At 42.4% G+C, this 17,896-nt stretch carries 13 protein-coding genes; 1 reads left to right on the top strand and 12 read right to left on the bottom strand.

Annotated elements, in window-relative coordinates; all coding sequences use genetic code 11:
- On the top strand, positions 1-384 hold a 384-nt coding region (locus D9T21_RS05815), incomplete at its 5' end, for an ATP-binding protein (protein ID WP_164464585.1).
- A 234-nt stretch (positions 385-618) separates the two neighbouring features.
- Here the strand turns inward: D9T21_RS05815 and D9T21_RS05810 are convergent.
- From D9T21_RS05810 to glmS, 12 genes are all read right to left on the bottom strand, one after another.
- On the bottom strand, positions 619-1,086 hold the full coding sequence (locus D9T21_RS05810) for a hypothetical protein (protein ID WP_123324135.1): 468 nt from the start codon (positions 1,084-1,086) through the stop codon (positions 619-621).
- 214 nt (positions 1,087-1,300) lie between these two features.
- Positions 1,301-2,923, bottom strand: a complete 1,623-nt coding sequence (locus D9T21_RS05805) for an argonaute/piwi family protein (protein ID WP_123324134.1) — start codon at positions 2,921-2,923, stop codon at positions 1,301-1,303.
- Positions 2,920-3,831 (bottom strand): hypothetical protein, encoded by a 912-nt coding sequence (locus D9T21_RS05800; RefSeq protein WP_123324133.1) that lies wholly within the window; start codon positions 3,829-3,831, stop codon positions 2,920-2,922. The genes D9T21_RS05805 and D9T21_RS05800 overlap by 4 nt, the downstream gene beginning before the upstream one ends.
- A 26-nt stretch (positions 3,832-3,857) precedes the next feature.
- On the bottom strand, positions 3,858-7,118 hold the full coding sequence (locus tag D9T21_RS05795; RefSeq protein WP_123324132.1) for a type I restriction endonuclease subunit R: 3,261 nt from the start codon (positions 7,116-7,118) through the stop codon (positions 3,858-3,860).
- Between the two features lie 12 nt (positions 7,119-7,130).
- Positions 7,131-8,471 carry a DNA-processing protein DprA gene (locus D9T21_RS05790; RefSeq protein ID WP_123324131.1) on the bottom strand — a complete coding sequence of 447 codons (1,341 nt, stop codon included), beginning with the start codon at positions 8,469-8,471 and terminating at the stop codon, positions 7,131-7,133.
- Complete coding sequence (locus tag D9T21_RS05785; protein ID WP_123324130.1) at positions 8,468-10,567, bottom strand: RecQ family ATP-dependent DNA helicase; 2,100 nt, start codon at positions 10,565-10,567, stop codon at positions 8,468-8,470. Before D9T21_RS05785 ends, D9T21_RS05790 begins: the two co-directional genes overlap by 4 nt.
- A gap of 14 nt (positions 10,568-10,581) precedes the next feature.
- Positions 10,582-11,721 (bottom strand): restriction endonuclease subunit S, encoded by a 1,140-nt coding sequence (locus tag D9T21_RS05780; protein ID WP_123324129.1) that lies wholly within the window; start codon positions 11,719-11,721, stop codon positions 10,582-10,584.
- Entirely contained in the window at positions 11,718-13,859 is a 2,142-nt protein-coding gene (locus D9T21_RS05775) for a class I SAM-dependent DNA methyltransferase (RefSeq protein WP_123324128.1), read from the bottom strand. Before D9T21_RS05775 ends, D9T21_RS05780 begins: the two co-directional genes overlap by 4 nt.
- 12 nt (positions 13,860-13,871) lie before the next feature.
- Positions 13,872-14,081 (bottom strand): helix-turn-helix domain-containing protein, encoded by a 210-nt coding sequence (locus D9T21_RS05770; protein ID WP_123324127.1) that lies wholly within the window; start codon positions 14,079-14,081, stop codon positions 13,872-13,874.
- 93 nt (positions 14,082-14,174) lie between these two features.
- Positions 14,175-14,726: a PIN domain-containing protein gene (locus D9T21_RS05765; protein ID WP_123324126.1), complete on the bottom strand. Its 552-nt coding sequence runs from the start codon at positions 14,724-14,726 to the stop codon at positions 14,175-14,177.
- A complete protein-coding gene (locus D9T21_RS05760) occupies positions 14,726-15,853 on the bottom strand; it encodes a helix-turn-helix domain-containing protein (RefSeq protein ID WP_123324125.1) in 1,128 nt (375 codons plus the stop codon). Before D9T21_RS05760 ends, D9T21_RS05765 begins: the two co-directional genes overlap by 1 nt.
- A gap of 208 nt (positions 15,854-16,061) precedes the next feature.
- A complete protein-coding gene (gene glmS, locus D9T21_RS05755; protein ID WP_123324124.1) occupies positions 16,062-17,894 on the bottom strand; it encodes a glutamine--fructose-6-phosphate transaminase (isomerizing) in 1,833 nt (610 codons plus the stop codon).
- Positions 17,895-17,896: the final 2 nt, after the last annotated feature.

The raw sequence follows: 17,896 nt of genomic DNA, 5'->3' as shown, positions 1-17,896 counted from the left end.
GGGACTATTTTACGGAGTGGTTCTGTCTGGGGAAGACGGTCTAAATTGATCGCTTACGATGATCTGAGTTCAGGACGGCTGGATGGCAGTTATCAAAAACAGCTTCTGGCCTTATCAAAGAAACAGCTGCTGGTAATCGATGACTGGGGAATGGAAAAGATGAGCCAGGAGCAAGCCGGTCATCTGCTGGAGTTACTGGAGGATCGTTATCAAACAGCCAGTACCATCATGGTAAGCCAGCTCCCGGTTAAAGAATGGTACAACATGATAGGCAACGCCACGGTGGCAGATGCCTTGCTGGACAGGCTGATCCACAACAGTCATCGGATTGAGTTGGGAGGAGAATCAATGAGAAAACTGGCGCAATCCGGACAGATAGGATAAAAATAGGGTTAGAGAAAAGCGAGGAAAACAGGCGTCCGGATTAAACCGGTGCCGGTGTCCGGATTAGCCGGAATATGCAATGAATGCATAGAAAACAATTGATTTTTAATAGAGTCGTTAACTTTCAATTGATGCAACTGGTCGCCTGTACATTATCGAAACAATAAAGTTGTTAATTTTAGAGGCCACTACCAGCGCTGACGCTTTCACCATCTTTTGCTTTAGAAATAATTCTTACCACCAACCTCTGTCACGCAGGTCAGTGAAGATAACTCCACGTTCCGAAGATGGCAAAGGTTCATTTTTGTGCTGAACTGAAGTGTAGTCGCATTTACAACAATCACCACTTCCATCAGTATAAACATCAACCGCTAACTGTTTGCAAACAGGGCAATACTGATTGGATATTCGTAGCTCTCGAATGCCTTTTTCCTTTGCAGATTTAGCTTTTCGTTTTTTTTCCTCCTCGGCTGCTCTTTCTTTAGCTATTCGAATTCGCTCCTCTTCAGCAGCTTTTTCTTTAGCCATTCGAATTCGCTCCTCTTCAGCAGCTTTTTCTTTAGCCATTCGAATTCGCTCCTCTTCGGCAGCCTTTTCTTTCGCTATGCGAATTCGCTCCTCTTCTACAACTCTTGCCCTATTAACAATAATCGCAACGCCAACCATCCCTAACACTAGTACAACTAAAAGCACAATTTCCATGTAACCCTTCTTTATTTAATTTCAAAATATTCAACTTTTAAGACGTTAAGTTTTAAACAGCACGAGAATCAACCTTTGTTTAGAATTGAGCGATTACTTCTTTCACTGCAGTTCTTCTGCGACTAAGCTTGCTGAATAAGTCCATTCAAAATTTGAAACCAGATGAAGATAGAGCTTTTGCATATCTGTGTGCCTATTCTGAAATGCCCGACTACTATCTGAAATCTCGCGTAATGCTAGGAAGATGCCCCCAACCAGCAAACTGCAAATTTATATTACTTAATGACGCGATACCATCAGCCCAATATATAGGCGCAGGCAACGATGAAGGTTGAAATGACAATTTAGATGAAAAACAAAGAGCGGTTAGTATTTCACCGATTTGTTCTAAACTATATCCAAGATCATTTATTTTTGGCCGAAACCTCGTGGTGGCGGTTAGCATATTTTTCTGAGATGCTTTTGCAGTAAATAGGAATGCTTCCGCACTATATTTCGGAATTGCAATAGTACCAGGATCAGGTTGAACCTTTCCGTCAATCATCACTGGATTATGTGTCTTAGTGTATTCAAGAAAAAGGGAGCGTCCTGGAGGGAGGATTTTTTTATAGTTATCGATAGTCTCATGATGAGGGCATCTGCCATCCCTTATAACTACAAACTTCAATCCCGGCTTGAATGAATCTGCTTGACCAACAATCCATGTGATTGCTTCCTGCAGAATCTCTTGATTCAATGTTTCGTCTAAATTTTTTACAGCTCTCCAGAAACACTTAAGGACACCATTACTATCAGTTAAGGATACAACTACACATTTACCTTTGTATTGAGAGCCGTAACCTAAATCCAAACCAATAAACCAGTGATCCTGATAGTCGGGAATGCTCAATGCATTAACCTGAAAATGAAATCCGCCAACTTTAGTCAGTAAATGCATCGCATTGCCGTGCCGAGTATATATTGGATTAACTTCCGGAGCTGCGCTGAACAATGAATAGGGTATTTTCGCTTCTTCCATCGACCGCATCCATTCGATTGCGGCCTGTGGAGGCCTTTCACCTTTCTTTGTATCTAGTGCGAAAAACCCCACCCTTGCGCCGTTTTCAGAATTAATCCAAGCCTCAAAGTCATCTTTTGTACTGATTCTTTTTTTAGAGATTGAGCAATGCCAATCATTAACCAATACCTGGCTAGTTTTGGAAGCTACTTCAGTAGCTTTCTGTTTATTGTTTGTGAAAGCATCGATTAACACCATTTCAAAAGATATTGGATGCAGAGCGTGTTGTTTTCTAACTAAAGCTAAAATTGAACTTGCATATTGTTGTTCAGACAAATTATAGACATTCGTAGATTCTCTCGAAGCATCAATTGCTACATTCGGCGACACGCACTTCCAATCAATATCTTGCAAGGGTCTAAATAAGACTTCCAATTCATTTATTTTGATAATGAGCTTATCTAATAAAGCAAAGAGAGGTAATTGTCTCAATACAGCGGGAAATTCGTAATTCTTAAACAGTTCCTTCGCAGATTGATAAGCAGGGTGACTTTCTTTATCACAAAAATATAGTCTTGAAAAATTGAAACCTATAACGGGTCTTTCGTATTGCTTTGGCATTGAAACTTTGAAGATTTCAACCCCGTCTCGATACCCTACATCTGATCTAGCGGTTTTCTTCATTGCAACTCTGGAATCCCAAATTCGCAATCTGTTACCTATTCGCTCGTAGTCAAAACCAATAGCGTCTAACCGCTTTTCCAACATTTCTTTCCACATTCCAACATCTTCTGTGGCTTGCTCTGACAAGAATTCAAATAAGTAGATTGACGAATTCATTCGAAATCCTCTACCGGTTCTGCAGCCACAGCGCTCCATACTTGTGCTAGCCCCATTAAGTAGCTGATTGCCCTATTTTTCAATTCTGATTCCGGCATACCTCTGGAGTGAACTATCTGGTTACGATGTCCATTTAACATGAATAAAATTGCAGGAACATTTTTTTCCCTAGTATTTTCAACTAACCGATTGTCTTTAACGTAGTGGACATATTTTGAAAATGCAGATTCGGTTGGATCTCTATCCCCTGCTATTTCTGCTAATGCATGCAGTAAATGCTCATGCGTTCTCATGACAAATCGCTCAGGTTTACTCAAAGGGTTGTACTTTTGGAGATGTATCTTTAAGGATTCATCTTGCCCTGAAGATTCAAATGCGATTTGGTTTAATACTGACTCTAATTGCTCATCTAAGTTTAAAACTTCCTTTGAATTCTCAGCTGTTCCGTGCGAATTCAGATTGTCTTCAAGATTTTTAGCCAAGATCATACGTTCTACCGACGCAGTCGAATCCTCAAGGCTTTGCACTGTTTTCACGAGAAAATCAATTTTTCCCGCGACATCTGAAAAATTGGAATGAATATTAGATGTATTTTCAGAAAGTTCTTTCCACTCTCTTTCAAAGTCCTGGTCAGGCTCTTCATTTACATTAATTAGTTTCGCTTCAGGAACTGGTTTTCTTTTTGGCTTACGAATTTCAAAACTATCAGCATCTCTTTGAAATTCGTTCTTCAACGCCTCATAACTTTGCAGTGTTTTTGGATACACCCAAGCAACCTGTGAAGCATCCCAACGTCTGCCAGCGATACGACTAGCTCTTAATTTTTGACTTGCGGGAATTTCGACCAAAAAATGCTCGTCATTCTCATATACACGAATTGGTTTTAGCCCAGCATTATTTGGAAACATAGCTCACTCCTTAATCCTTTTTTCAACTACTGCGTATGTGACTGCTCAGGGTAATAGGGCGACGGCAATTTCGGGTAGGCACGATAAATATGCATAAAGACTCTATCAGTGATCTCAGCTATTTCTTCTTCTTCGTATTTCTCTACAGGTAGACCAGTTCGCTCATCGTATAAAAAATCAAAAATTTGCTGTTTTACGGCATCACGAGTTGATTCTTTCTGTTGCCAATTTGCTATTTTTAAACGCTCTGCTTTTAGCTCCGTAAGCAAACTAGATGCAACCTTTTTTATCTTCACAATTTCATTTTTCTGCAAGTCAGGCTTACTAAGCAGATCAAATAAAACGAGTGACTCTTCATCTAACCCTTCTCGAATGGCTCTCTTTTCTTCTTGGGAAAGCTCTTCGTTAAACTTTAAGAGAGCCTCAAAAGTTTTCTCTATTACAACTCTGTCTTTTTCTTGGTTGTATTCTTTGACAAGCTGCTCATAGTGCTGCTGATAATCCGTTCGTAATGGATTTTGCATCATTAGTCGGGCAAGCTTTTTTTCTACGGCATGTTTAAGGGATTGAACAGTTGTATTTTTACTTTCTGAGCGTGCAAATTCTTGGCGAAGTCGTTCAAAGTCAATTTTACTGATGTCGTAGATTCGGTCGCGGTCTTTTTTTGATTCATTAACCTTGCGAGAAGTGTCGATTGATGAGTCCACAATACTATAAAGTTGTTTCATGATATCTGAGATATCGGCTTTCTCCTTATCTGATTGTAAGCTCTTATAAACTACGTTTATCGCATCACGAAGGTCTCGAAATTGGTTGATGCCAGGCACATTAATACAAGCCTTAAACTTATTGAAAACCTCTCGGGACATGACTTCAAAGCGTTTCCGAGTTTCATCATTCTGATTAATAATTTCTTTGGCTTGCGCGATTGCTGCATTTTTAGCAAAACCGGTTTCGGTTACAATTAGTGAAAGGTTAAATTTATGCTTTTGCAAAAATTCAGTAATAAAACTTATAGACTCATTCAAGCTTTCAAGAAGTTCTTCATTGGGCTTGGCTGGCTCATTCTCACCACCCTCACCACCGTGCCCTTCATCACCTGCACCAGCGAATGTCGCTAACGCCTTACGTAAATTCTTCAGGATCCCACAATAGTCAACTATCAAACCATTATTTTTCCCTTCTGCCACTCGGTTTGCCCGAGCAATGGCTTGCATCAAAGTATGCGCTTTCAGAGGTTTGTCTAAATATAGGGTAGAAAGTGTGGGAACATCAAAACCTGTCAACCACATGGCGCAAACTACAGCCACTCTAAATGGGTGTTCATTATCTTTAAACGCCTCTTCCATATCCAGCCGAGAGCCATCAGCAAGCAAAAATCCCGTCTTGATTAGCTGTCGATGCGGTTTAATATCCAAATCCCACTTCTCAAACTTTGCAACTTCACCTTGTTCTTCACTGACTACAACCGCCATCAGCGTGTCTTTCATCCATGCTAACTGTCTTTCGCGCCAAGCTAGATCTTGTTCATCTGTTGCAGAGGAGAGTTCTTTTTCTTTGCTTTTAATCTCTTCCTTCCAATAAAAGTCGATAAGTTTATGCATACGGACACAAGTAATCTTATCAATACACACAAACATTGCTTTGCCAGTTTCCCATCCATTTGAATAGTGGCTCACAAAGTCACGGGCTATCTGATCTAATCTGCTGGTTGCGGTGATAATGTGATAATCACGTTTTAACTCTCGCTCCAACCTTTGTTGTACATCGACATCATCTATTTCTAATTCATCGAGCTTTTCTGCAATCCTTTCATTAATGCCTTTGGGATCCGCAACAGTATGCTCATTGCCATCGTCATCAGTAAATACAAGCTCTTCACCTCGAGCATCATAGTAAAGCGGCACCGTTGCGTTATCTTCTACAGCTCGCTGAAAGTCGTATGTGGAAATGTAATCACCAAAAACCTTTTTAGTGATTTCATCATCTTTGAACAAGGGAGTCCCGGTGAAGCCAATAAAATTGGCTTTTGGGAGTGCGTTTCGCATATTGAGTGAAAACGTTCCATATTGCGTGCGATGCGCTTCATCCGTGATAACTATGATGTCATCACGCTCCGAATATGGATTTTCGGGATCCACCTTTTCGTTAAATTTTTGAATTAAAGTAAAAACATACGCTTTCTGCGCACCAATCAGAGTTTTAAGATCTTTCCCACTTTCAGCTCGGCATGGGTCTTTATCGTTATCTACCAAGCCACAACCGGCGAAAGTTTTGTATATTTGAGTATCCAAATCTTCCCTGTCAGTCAGCACCACAAAGGTATAATTCCCTCCTAATTTGCGGTGAACCATTTGAGCAAAGAAAACAATTGAATAAGACTTACCTGAGCCTTGTGTATGCCAGAAAACCCCAAGTTTTCCCATTCGGGCATTTCGATTTATCACGGCGTCTATAGCACGATTTACCCCGAGGTATTGATGGTTACGGGCAACAATCTTTACTAATTTTCCTGAACTCTCGTCAAATAATGTAAAGTTTTCGAAGATATCCATGAGATTAGACTTTGAACAGGTCCCTTTTAACAAGGTTTCCATATCCACTACACCAGACTCATTTTCTTTCAGTCGCTTCCAGTCATTGAAATGTTCAAACTTACTAGAAATTGAACCTATCTTGGCGTCGATTCCATTTCCTAGAATAATAAACGCATTGTGATGAAACAGATGGGGGACGGTATCTTTGTAGTCAGCAAGGTTTTGTTCATAAGCAGCTCGAATATCTTTGTGGACGTTTTTGACCTCCATAAACACGAGTGGGATTCCATTTACAAATCCAACAAGATCAGCTCTGCGCCGATAGATATCCCCTTTTATCCAAAACTCTCGAACGAGTAAAAAGTGGTTATTCTCATAGTTTTCAAAATCAAATAGGCGAAGATGTTTCTCTACACGCTCGCCTTTTTCATTTTTAAAGGTAACCTTTACGCCTTTTTTATGGTCCGAATATTTATCTCTATTCGCCGACACTAAGTTAGAAGATGGCGATACTTCACAAACAATACGCAGTGCTTCTCTGTAGGCGATATCAGGTAAGCCCGGATTTAGCTCTATAAGTTTTTCACCCAAATAACGTGAAAGCACAGTTTCGCGCTCTGATAACCTGCCTAGATCTCCTTCCCTTCCAAGTTTTTCATGCATACCATAAACAGATTCGTCCCAGTGCAGTTTATTAAGCAAGTAGTCTGCGGTGACTTCCTGAACTAACGTTTCTTCTGTCATGGCCATGAATAAATCCCTCTAGTTTTTGGTCTCTACTTTAAAGCGTACTGGTCGGCTAAGCTTTTTCACAATTCCTTCGTTTTCAGCACGCTTCAACCAATCGGTCAATTGCGATTTATGTAGTTGAGTTTGTTCCATTAACTCTTCCATCGTAACAGGTTTTTGAGCCAACCTCTGAAGTTCCGAGATGAATAATTCATAAAAATCAACAGGAAAAGTTATTACAGCTGCACTACCATCAACCGACTCTTTGGGGAGATTATCTTGCTTTACTGGCATTTCATTATCTGAAATATCATCAACAGAGTGTTGAATTTTCTCTTTTACAGTCTTAACTTCAGGCTCTTCAATCAACTCATTTTGTACCGGCATAGAAAAAAGGTCAGCCTGTTCGATAGAAGCTTGCTCTACATGTGCTTTTGTAGTGTTAAATAAATCTGAAATAGTAAAGTCACTTGTATCTTCAGGTAACCAATGTCCACCTTTCACAACCAAATCAGTATTTGCCGCATCTTTGTCATTGGTTGTTTTTACCCATAGTGGTACCCATGCCTTTTTGAGATTCTCTTCCGCACCGTTAAGTGTGCCGCCTTTTTTACCTGAGTGTATAACCAGGGAGCTATCAGCCAAGCAATAGATATATTTGTTTCTTGCCATTGCATTGCCAGCACTAAATCCTGCTTCAGGGTAAAAGGGTGATACCAAAACAGCATGACCATCCATTAAACCTTTTCGCCATTTGCTGCTTGTAGCTGCTTTTAGAAGACTATCAGCCATAACACCTATTACAGCGCCGCCAGTTCGAATTGCGCCTAACATAGCGGTTTCGTCTACACCACGAGCTCCACCCGATACAATAGCAATATTTTCAATAGCTGCTTTTGCACCTATTTCATCGGTGAAGGCTAAGTCACTGTCACTCGCATTACGCGAACCGATAACGGCCAAACCACCCGTATTTAGTAAATCTTTATTACCGCACCCAAATAGGACTGGGGGAGAATCAGTCTTCAAGCGTTGCTTAAGTCGTCTTGGATACTCCGGATCAGAACGTGTAACGACCCACAAACCTGCACGCTGCCATTTTTCCATTGCAAGAGCCAAGCTGTGGCCACGATTTAACAGCTCAATTATGCGGTCTGCACTAATTCGAGAGTCAAACCAACCTTGTAACAACGGCGCAGGTTCTTGCACCAACAGATCAGCCGGGGTAATGGACTTTTCTTTCAACCATAAAGCAAATCGACCCCACTCAGCATTTGTTAGCGGTTTAGTTTTTTCACTGCTCGCTTTCGAGAAGTAGCTGGTCAATAACAGTGTTGCTTGCGCTGTTGATGACAACTTTGTGGGAATACTCATGAATCTTTTACCGATGAAGAAGCTAAAGCAATCGGATATACCAAACCACTGCCAGCTTGTTGTAATAATGCAGCTATCACTGTTAACGTCCAACCTGAGTCAACGATGTCATCCACTAACAACACAGGTTGACCTTGATAAAGTTGTGTCACTTGGAACGCACCATCTAAGTTACGGCATTGGTGGAACCGGTTTTGCTGCCCTTTTTGTTGTTGGTTGTCTTTAACTTTGCTAACCGCATCTACAAAAGGTAAACCTAATCTTGCGGCTAGTCGTTGAGCAAAGTCTGGTACCAATTCAGGATGGTTCCTAGAAGGTACGCAGCATACCCATTGAGGTGCAGGGTTAGGTTGCCAGCGTTGTTGTATCATTTCAGCCGTTGCTTCAACCAAATCATCGCAGAATCGACCATCATGCTTGTTATCTGCAACCGTTCGCCCCCATCCAGCATCTCCCCATCGTGATAGCACACGCCCTTCTTGTGCTCTAATTTGCTGTGGAAGGTTCCCTCTGAACCCATATTCTTCAAACGCATTTGCCGCCACCTGAACGTTTGGTTTAATGACCATTTCAGCATGTTCTAAAAATGTACCAGCTCGATGCACTAGAGCTGGCTCAACAGCAACATCGATAACAGCTTGTTCAAGACAAGTAGCACACTTACCGCAAGGAGTAGGGTCATGATCATCCAGTGCACGGCGTAAAAATGTCATCTTACAACCAGCATCTTGAATATACGATTGAACTTCTTGCCACTCTTGAACTCTTTGTCCTGTTAAATGAGCAATTCTGGCATGATCCATTTGGTAGTGCTCCGCAGTTCTTCTCCACTGGCTACCAATCTTTATAACAGGAGCCGGGTTTTCCACGCTCAGCAGTTTCAGTACTTTTTCAATCTGGCCATGGCGCAAATTAGTTTGCTCTTCAATATTACGAAGTGAAAGTCCATCACTCTGTTCAAGTACGTTTAATATTTCGTCAACCTGTTGGCCTGTAGGGAAGGCTGAATCTCTAAAGAATGCATGAATATCTTGGTCTTCAACTCCCGACATAAGCACGCCTAACGCGTGTTCTATACCACGACCAGCACGCCCAACTTGTTGATAATAAGCAACAATGGAGCCCGGTGCTTGATAATGAATAACAAAGCTTAAATCTGGCTTATCATAACCCATACCCAAAGCCGTCGTTGCAACAAGCACTTTTAGATCGTTATGTAAGAGTAACTCCTCAAGGTGCTGCCGGTACAAGTTACTATTTTCAAACCCTTCCGCTTCCACACTGCCATGGTAGGCTTTTGCATCTATACCATTCTCACATAGCCAATTAGCAACTTGCTCTGCGTCTCGCACCGTTAGGGTATAAACAATACCAGTCCCAGGTAAGGTAGGAATCACTTGTGCAAGCCATGCTAAACGAGATGCTTGATCAGGAAGTGTCATTGCTTGCAATGCTAGACTTTCTCGTATTAACGGTCCTCGGTGAATTTGAATATCACCAAGCTGCGTTTGTATATCTTCAACGACTCTATCATTTGCTGTAGCCGTAGTACCTAACACAGGGGTGTTGGCCGGTAGCTGGCGTAAAATATTAACAATACGCCTATAATCTGGGCGGAAATCGTGACCCCAATCCGATATACAGTGGGCTTCATCAATCACCATCAAGGCGATACGGTCAGCAATAGGCTGTAAGACAGTTTCAATGAAGTTATCGTTGGCTAATCGCTCGGGAGAAATCAGCAAGCAATCTATTTGATTATTAAGAATACGTTGAGTGACAGATCTCCACTCATCTGTATTAGTGGAGTTCATGGTTTCAGCGACAATACCCAATCGCTGCGCGGACTCTATCTGGTTACGCATTAAAGCCAGTAAGGGCGAGACAATAATCGTTGGCCCCATACCGCGATCACGAAAAATTTTGGTGCTGATAAAATAAACCGAGCTTTTACCCCAACCGGTTCGCTGGACGACTAAGAGTTTCTGACGATGGTTAACGAGTGCATCAATGGCTTCCCATTGTCCATCACGAAATTCTGCCGTTGGATTTGCTAACGCTGTTTTTAGTAATTGCTGTGCTTGTACTCGGTTCATTATCATTCCTTGATTTAAATAGTTAATTCGCCACTCATTAATTTAGGCAGTAGTAAGTCTCTCGCTTGGGCTAGTTTTTCGTTAAATTCTTTAAGTTTATCAATTTGCTTAAATATTCCCTCTACTTGAACTTCAAATTCACTCATTAATTTCGCATCAGGGCAAAGCACATCAACCTTATGAACATCATTACGATTTAAGGTAGGTACGGCAGCCCCACCGTTATAACCTTCAAGTTTCATTGCTCTAAGTAAGAATGTTGAAAAAATAGGTGACGACTTTTTAAACTCTTTAATCCAAAGCGTGGTGTTTAATGGCCAAAAGTCCTTAGCGACATACATCACTGTACCTAAGGAACCAGACCTTCCCGTCACAACTCCAGGACCTTTCACTTTTGCAGTAACATGAAAGCCATTAATACCTGTTGATGCATAAATGGGAACTTTTCCTTCTACTCGTTTTGAGATAGGTAAGTCAAAACCACGCTGTAGGACTAGTAAATTTTCTAATGGCTCTTTTGACCACCCCTCCGGTACACCATCGGTAACCTTTACTTGCTCATGGCCAGGGAAGCGCAGATGAACAAACCATTCCTGATACAGCAGACGAGCAGATTCTTCAAGCAACTGAATACGGCGGCGGTTGTTTTCGATGAGGTCGTCGTAGGTCGCGATAACATCCGCTATTCTTGTCTGCTCTGTTACATCATCTGGCACTAAGAATTTCAATGCGAGTAATTTTGCCTGACTAAGATTATCCTGTGCGGCACCTTGCGTGAATTGGCGATACTGCAACTTCAATACAGCATCAAAAAGGTATTTTACGAAACGGGCATCTGCTTTTTCTGGATCAGGGATAAACCCTATTACGCTATCAGGGAAACATGCATCAATAGCAAGAATTGATGTATCCGCTATATTTGCTGCAATAGTTATACATAGAGTTCCAGCCGGCCATAGTTTACTTTGAGCAAGGCCTTCTTCACTGTAAGTTTGTGAGTAATCTGTTAAATACAAACCAGCGTGCTTCACGTCGCCTGTTTGCACAAATGGATACGGTCCACCATATAAATGAGCAGCATCTCTAGGCCTGTGCCGTGACTTCCCTCTCGATACAAACCCAAGCTGATCTAATGATTTTTCAGACCAACTCATACCCCCAACTCCTCAAAGTTACGGGTTATCTTTTCGGCTAACTCTGCGGCTTCAGTATTTAAGCCTTGCAGCTCAATATGAATATCGCGTAAAGCTTCTTCAAAGTCGAACTCTTCATCCACTTCTTCTGGTGCCACACCGACATAACGGCCAGGCGTTAAGCTCCAATCTGCGGCTTCAATATCTTTTTTATCTACCAGTTTAACCAAGCCCTCAACATCGCGAAGTTTACCTTCAGGGAAGCGGCTTAATAACCAGTGCGCTTGCTTATAGAAATAACGTACTTGTTTGAGTTGCTCCACAGCTAGCTTGCGAGCTTCATCAGCGGTCTTCTTCAGATTAGTGCGACTACGGCCATTGAGTAATGCGTTATCCCAAAGTTCGCTTTCTTTCGCTTCATTGGCTTCCGCTAGCTCGATAACACGAGTTGCCAATTTATACGCTAAATCGACTTCTTTAATTAAGTTACGGCTTTGATCCGCCAGCTCTTTTAAGCAGGAGTCTTTGTCCGTAAAACTCAATAAGCTTGCAGCATCGTTGAACTCATTGCTTCCCCATGAGGTCTGTAATTCCTTCGTTAAAGTTTGGAATGCATTCCAGCCATGCTCTACAGAGTCTTTTGCATTAAGGAAGTCTTGATAAGGTTCGGTGTTTACCTTGTCTTGTTGCAGCTTTTCCATAAACGGTTTAAAGGCATCGTTTAGCTTACCTAATTGTTCAGTGAAATCTGGAAGTGGTTTACATTTTGGCTCTTCCACAATCTCACATTGAGCAGCCTCAAGTAGCGACCTTTTAATGTATTGTTGAACCAGTTCGATAAATCTTTGGCCTTCACCACGATAAAGCCAGATTATCGCGGTTAAGTTTTGCTGCTGCTCAGGGCTGAAGTCATAAATTTTTCGAGTGACTTTACGGTACACATTACGCGCGTCCAACATCAACACTTTGTCGTTTAAATGCTCTGGCTTATTTTTATTTAGAAACCAAAGCTGACAAGGCACCGTTCGGGTATAGAAAAAGTTACCGCGAATATCAACCATGATATCTACATGGCCGGTTTTCACTAGTTGCTCGCGTACCTTAGCTTCATCTCTCCCAGCACTGGATGCCTGAGAAGACATTACAAACCCTGCTTTGCCTGTAGCGTTTAAATAGCTGTAAAAATACTGGATCCAAAGATAGTTACCATTGCTGACTTTTTTGTTTTTATTTACACCAGGCAAGCCAAAAGGTAAGCGACGTTTATCGCCTTTGATCTTGTCGGCATCAACTTCGTCGACGTTAAATGGCGGGTTGGCCATCACATAATCGACGGTACCAAATAATCCTTCATGTGGGTCGTTGTAATAAGTAATTGCTGATTCGCCACCTTCTACATTCCCCTCTAACCCGTGTACCGCTAGATTCATTTTGGCCAGGCGTGTTGTCACACGGTTTTTTTCATGCCCAAAGAAGGTCAGTTCATGAGGATCTTGCGCATGGCGTTCCATAAAATGTGCACTTTGAACAAACATGCCGCCAGAGCCACAGGCAGGGTCGAATATCTTACCGTGATCAGGCTCAAGTGCGTTTACCAATAATTGAACTAATGAAACAGGAGTGAAGAACTCGCCTCCATCATGAGCCCCTTGATCAGCAAACTGGGTAAGGAAGTATTCATAAATACGACCAAAAATATCACCTGTCGCCTTTTTTAATTCTTCAGGGTTTAACGTACGCAAAAGCATGCCCAAAACATCATTTGGAATATTGTTATATTCCTGTTTGGGAAGCTGATTACGCAGATTGGAGTAGTCAGCTTCGATAGACTCCATGGCATGAATAATAGCTTCGGCGCGATTATCGGCATCCTTCAAAGCGATCAGGTAATCAAACTGTGCTTCTGTTTTAAGGTAAATCGCACTTTTTTTAGAAAAGTCTTCTTTCGTTAGAGCACGGGTTTTGCCGCCACGACTAGGCAAGGTTGCGACAATGTCATCTTTAACTGATAAATAACGGCTGTACGCGTGGCGTAAAAAAATCAGTCCCATTACTGGTAAAAAGTATTCGTTACTGGCCAACTCAGAGTTGGCGCGCAGGGTATCAGCCGATTTCCACAGGCGTTTTTCTATTGCTTCAATGTTTTCCAGTTGTGCCATGGATTCTGATTCCTAATTATTTTTTGATTTATTTGGGTCTTGTTCATTGGCTCGATTGTGTTGTTCGGCAATATATTGCTCTAACTCACTTTGCTTAAACCGCCAAGAGTTACCTACTTTAAAACCTGGTAGCTCACCGCTTGCAGCTAGCCGGTAAATGGTGCGCTCATTAACTTTTAGATAGTCAGCGACGTCTTTAATAGTCAGAATAGGGTCACTCATGACGAGAAATCTCACCAATGTCGAAAAAGTACAATTGAGTTCAGTTTACTCTTTTACGTATGTAGATCAATAAGTGAGGAGTTGAATGGGTAATTAGAGGTCGGGGAAGAACTTTTTTAAATCACGGTGCAAATTAGCGGGACAGTCACCAATAGCTCGCCAGTATTCAACAATACCTTTAATCTTTTTTAAATCAGCATGGTTACTGTCATGCATGATTTTTAGTAACTCTAATGTCGGCATAACTGGAACTTCAAATTCTTTTGCAAGCTCTGTCATATCTTGGTCGTCGGTGACAACAGGAACGCCTAGCTCTAAAGCGTAAGCTATATATAAAGCATCTACTCTCGATGGACCTGGTAGCTCGGTTTGAACAAAATCCCAAATAAAATCAAAGTTAGTGAGAATAGCTCTTTTTTGCTTACGGCCGACAGTTGGAAAGCTTTTGCGATTTTCTGAATATTCAGCTTCGTCAACCCAAGGGAATTTAGAGTTTAATCGTCTATTAGCTAGCTCATCATTCAATTCAGGCAGGATATATAAGCAATATTCATTGTCGCCGAAAGACACAAACAATAGTGGTCGTATTGTTTGTGCTAATCTTAGGTAAGAGTTGGTATCTACAAGTATCTTTGATTGAGGCATTAAGTTAACTCAGAGTGTATGCTCCGAGCATCGAGCAATGGCATGTCCATAACCACTTGTACATATCCAGGGCCCTTGTTTTGCTCTTTTAGGTATTTTCTAAGTAACTCGAAGAAAGGTGTCTCAAACGCGTTCTCTGTTTTATTTATAAAATTTCGTGCATCGAGCTTCTGAATATCACCTAATAACGCATCACTTAAGTTATGAAAGCGCTTGTTAAAATTAGTGACCGCACCAAAGAACGCCTTACTTAACTCAATTTCTGGTAAACCTTTATAAGCCGCGTATTTATTGGTTTGCCCTAAAACGGTATAAGGCGATATGGTTTGATCGTCAGCCAACTCAATTACTTTCTGTATTTTTGCAGCGCTAGTTCTTTGCTGGTTTAACTCTGTATATGCTTTTTCAGCAAGAGCAGATGGAAATAACAAAGCGCCAGCAAAATCATCCGCAAAATCTTCTGCATCATCACCAGACAGAGAAGGAGACAAACAGTGGCCAAGTTCATGTGCCATCCAAAACTTAAAATCATGGATGTTTGTGTCTAAATTTAGATAAACCCAAGTTGTTTGAGAGTCAGGTAAGTGGATATGTATAGCATTCTCATGTCGCTGCTTTGTACCCCACAAAGCTGGAACCACTACTGCTTGGAGCTCAGTAAATCGTCGAATTAAATGGACGAAATCGACAGTTTCAATTTCACCTAAATTAATGTCAGCACGAACTTTAGACGTTACTTGACGTAAATATTCATAATCACGGTTTGGTGATTTTAGCACTGGTGGCATTTCCAGTGTTTGAAAAGGTAGGTAAGGTACTAGGTGACGTAAAAAGCGACCTATTTCTTGCGCTTTTTCTATATGATGATCTTTAGTCTTAGTGCCTGCTTTTTTGCGAAAAGCAATCAATGGAGCGTTCGGCTCATCGTTTATTACAAGCTCTCCAAAACTTAATTGTAAGAGCTTTGCAAGCTTCAACAGTTTATTAGGTCTTGGGAAAGATTTGGCATTTAGCCATTGTGAAACTGCTTCTTTTGTTACGCCCAAAGACTCAGCGACTGCGGTTTGATTCAACCCAGCTTGTTCCATTGCATCTTGTGCGCTTTTGATATTAAGTCTCTTTTGCATGGCGAGCAGTATATGGTGAAGTCAAGTTTTGTCAAGTTTAAAGTAAGTATACATTGTGAACAAAAAACGGCCACATCCCGTGACCGTTTTTGTTTCGTACTTTGTATCAGTAGCGAACTTATAAGTTGCGTACTTTCAAATTAGTTGCGCACATTAAATACTGTTGCGATCATTATTTAACGTGCACAACATAAAGCAAGTCTATCGGTTACTCAACAGTAACCGATTTAGCCAGGTTCCTTGGTTGGTCTACGTCTGTGCCTTTTATCAGTGCCACGTAATACGAAAGCAACTGCAGCGGGATGGTGTAGATAATTGGAGCGATCGGGCCGTCGCAGTGTGGAACATTGATAACCCGCATGGTTTCGTCACTGGCGAATGACGCGTCTTTATCGGCAAACACGTACATGATTCCGCCACGGGCACGCACTTCCTCAACGTTAGATTTGAGCTTTTCCAGTAGCTCGTTGTTTGGCGCAACCACAATAACCGGCATTTCTTCATCGATCAGTGCCAGTGGGCCATGCTTCAGCTCACCTGATGCATAGGCTTCGGCGTGTATATAAGAAATCTCTTTGAGCTTTAACGCGCCTTCCATTGCAATGGGGTACTGGTCGCCGCGGCCAAGGAATAAGGAGTGATTCTTATCGGCAAATTCCTCAGCTAAATCTTCAATGCCCTGGGTTATAGCCAAAGTTTCTTCCAGCTTGGCTGGCAGACTGTGCAGCCCCTGCACAATGGCTTGTTTATCGGCTGCGGCCATGCCGTTGTGCTCACCTAAGGCAAGGGTCAGAATTAAAAACGCCGTAAGCTGGGTGGTAAAGGCTTTGGTGGAAGCCACGCCAATTTCGGCGCCAGCGCGGGTCATAAACGCCATGTCAGACTCGCGTACCAAGGATGAGCCCGGCACGTTACAAATGGTCAGGCTGGCGGTATAACCCAGCTCTTTGGCTAACCGCAGTGCAGCGAGGGTATCGGCGGTTTCGCCTGACTGAGAAATCGTCACCAGCAGGCTGTTTTCCTGCACCACTGATTTGCGATAGCGGAATTCGGACGCAATTTCCACGTTACAGGACACATTGGCAAACTGTTCCAGCCAGTAACGTGCGGTCATGCCCGCATGGTAGCTGGTACCACAGGCCACAATTTGAACATGTTTAATCTTAGCGAGCAGCTCATCGGCTCCCTTGCCAAAGATATCCGGCAGCAATCCCTCGTCGCTCACACGTTCTTTTAAAGTGTTACGCACAACCACTGGCTGTTCGTGGATTTCTTTGAGCATGTAATGGCGATAACCGCCTTTATCGCCAGCATCATGTTCGATATTCGATTCGATAATCTCGCGTTTAACCGGCTTACCGTCTTTATCGAACACCAATACACTGCGACGGGTGATCTCGGCTACATCGCCTTCTTCAAGAAACATAAAACGGCGGGTTACAGGTAGCAGCGCCATCTGATCAGAGGCAATGAAGTTTTCGCCCAGACCAAGACCAATCACCAGCGGACTGCCCGAGCGGGCAACCACCACTTTAGACGGGTCGGTGCGATCCATAATAACAGTGCCGTAAGCGCCGTGGAATTGTCTTACTGAAGCCTGCACGGCAGCCAGTAAAGAATCAGTATTCTTTAATTCTTCATTCACCGTGTGGGCAATGGTTTCGGTGTCTGTATCGCTGGTAAAGGTGTAACCTTTGCTGGTGAGTTGCTCACGCAGAGACTGATAGTTCTCAATGATACCGTTGTGCACTACGGCAATTCGATCGTCGGAAAAATGCGGATGCGCATTGGCTTCTGTTACACCGCCATGAGTCGCCCAGCGCGTATGTGCAATACCAGTAGAACCAAGCGCTTCCTGATCGCTTAGCGCATCCACCAGTTCCTGTACCTTACCGGTACGGCGTACGCGGCTAAGAATGCCATTGGGTTGTAACAACGCTACCCCGGCCGAATCATACCCCCGGTACTCAAGCCGCTTGAGGCCCTCAAGCAATATCTCAACCACATTTCGCTCTGCAACCGCACCGACGATCCCACACATAG

Origin of the sequence: Marisediminitalea oceani, assembly GCF_003731635.1 — a bacterium.
GTDB classification, from domain to species: Bacteria; Pseudomonadota; Gammaproteobacteria; order Enterobacterales; family Alteromonadaceae; genus Alteromonas; species Alteromonas oceani.
Note: the sequence above shows the minus strand (reverse complement) of the source record. Positions and strands in the feature narration are given on the sequence as shown.

What these genes read in the sequence shown, in the direction of transcription:
- D9T21_RS05760 (WP_123324125.1), bottom strand. Translation starts at nt 15,853, where the DNA reads ATGCAAAAGAGACTTAATATCAAAAGCGCACAAGATGCAATGGAACAA.
- D9T21_RS05765 (WP_123324126.1), bottom strand. Translation starts at nt 14,726, where the DNA reads ATGCCTCAATCAAAGATACTTGTAGATACCAACTCTTACCTAAGATTA.
- D9T21_RS05775 (WP_123324128.1), bottom strand. Translation starts at nt 13,859, where the DNA reads ATGGCACAACTGGAAAACATTGAAGCAATAGAAAAACGCCTGTGGAAA.
- D9T21_RS05785 (WP_123324130.1), bottom strand. Translation starts at nt 10,567, where the DNA reads ATGAACCGAGTACAAGCACAGCAATTACTAAAAACAGCGTTAGCAAAT.
- D9T21_RS05795 (WP_123324132.1), bottom strand. Translation starts at nt 7,118, where the DNA reads ATGGCCATGACAGAAGAAACGTTAGTTCAGGAAGTCACCGCAGACTAC.
- glmS (WP_123324124.1), bottom strand. Translation starts at nt 17,894, where the DNA reads ATGTGTGGGATCGTCGGTGCGGTTGCAGAGCGAAATGTGGTTGAGATA.
- D9T21_RS05810 (WP_123324135.1), bottom strand. Translation starts at nt 1,086, where the DNA reads ATGGAAATTGTGCTTTTAGTTGTACTAGTGTTAGGGATGGTTGGCGTT.
- D9T21_RS05780 (WP_123324129.1), bottom strand. Translation starts at nt 11,721, where the DNA reads ATGAGTTGGTCTGAAAAATCATTAGATCAGCTTGGGTTTGTATCGAGA.
- D9T21_RS05800 (WP_123324133.1), bottom strand. Translation starts at nt 3,831, where the DNA reads ATGTTTCCAAATAATGCTGGGCTAAAACCAATTCGTGTATATGAGAAT.
- D9T21_RS05790 (WP_123324131.1), bottom strand. Translation starts at nt 8,471, where the DNA reads ATGAGTATTCCCACAAAGTTGTCATCAACAGCGCAAGCAACACTGTTA.
- D9T21_RS05770 (WP_123324127.1), bottom strand. Translation starts at nt 14,081, where the DNA reads ATGAGTGACCCTATTCTGACTATTAAAGACGTCGCTGACTATCTAAAA.
- D9T21_RS05805 (WP_123324134.1), bottom strand. Translation starts at nt 2,923, where the DNA reads ATGAATTCGTCAATCTACTTATTTGAATTCTTGTCAGAGCAAGCCACA.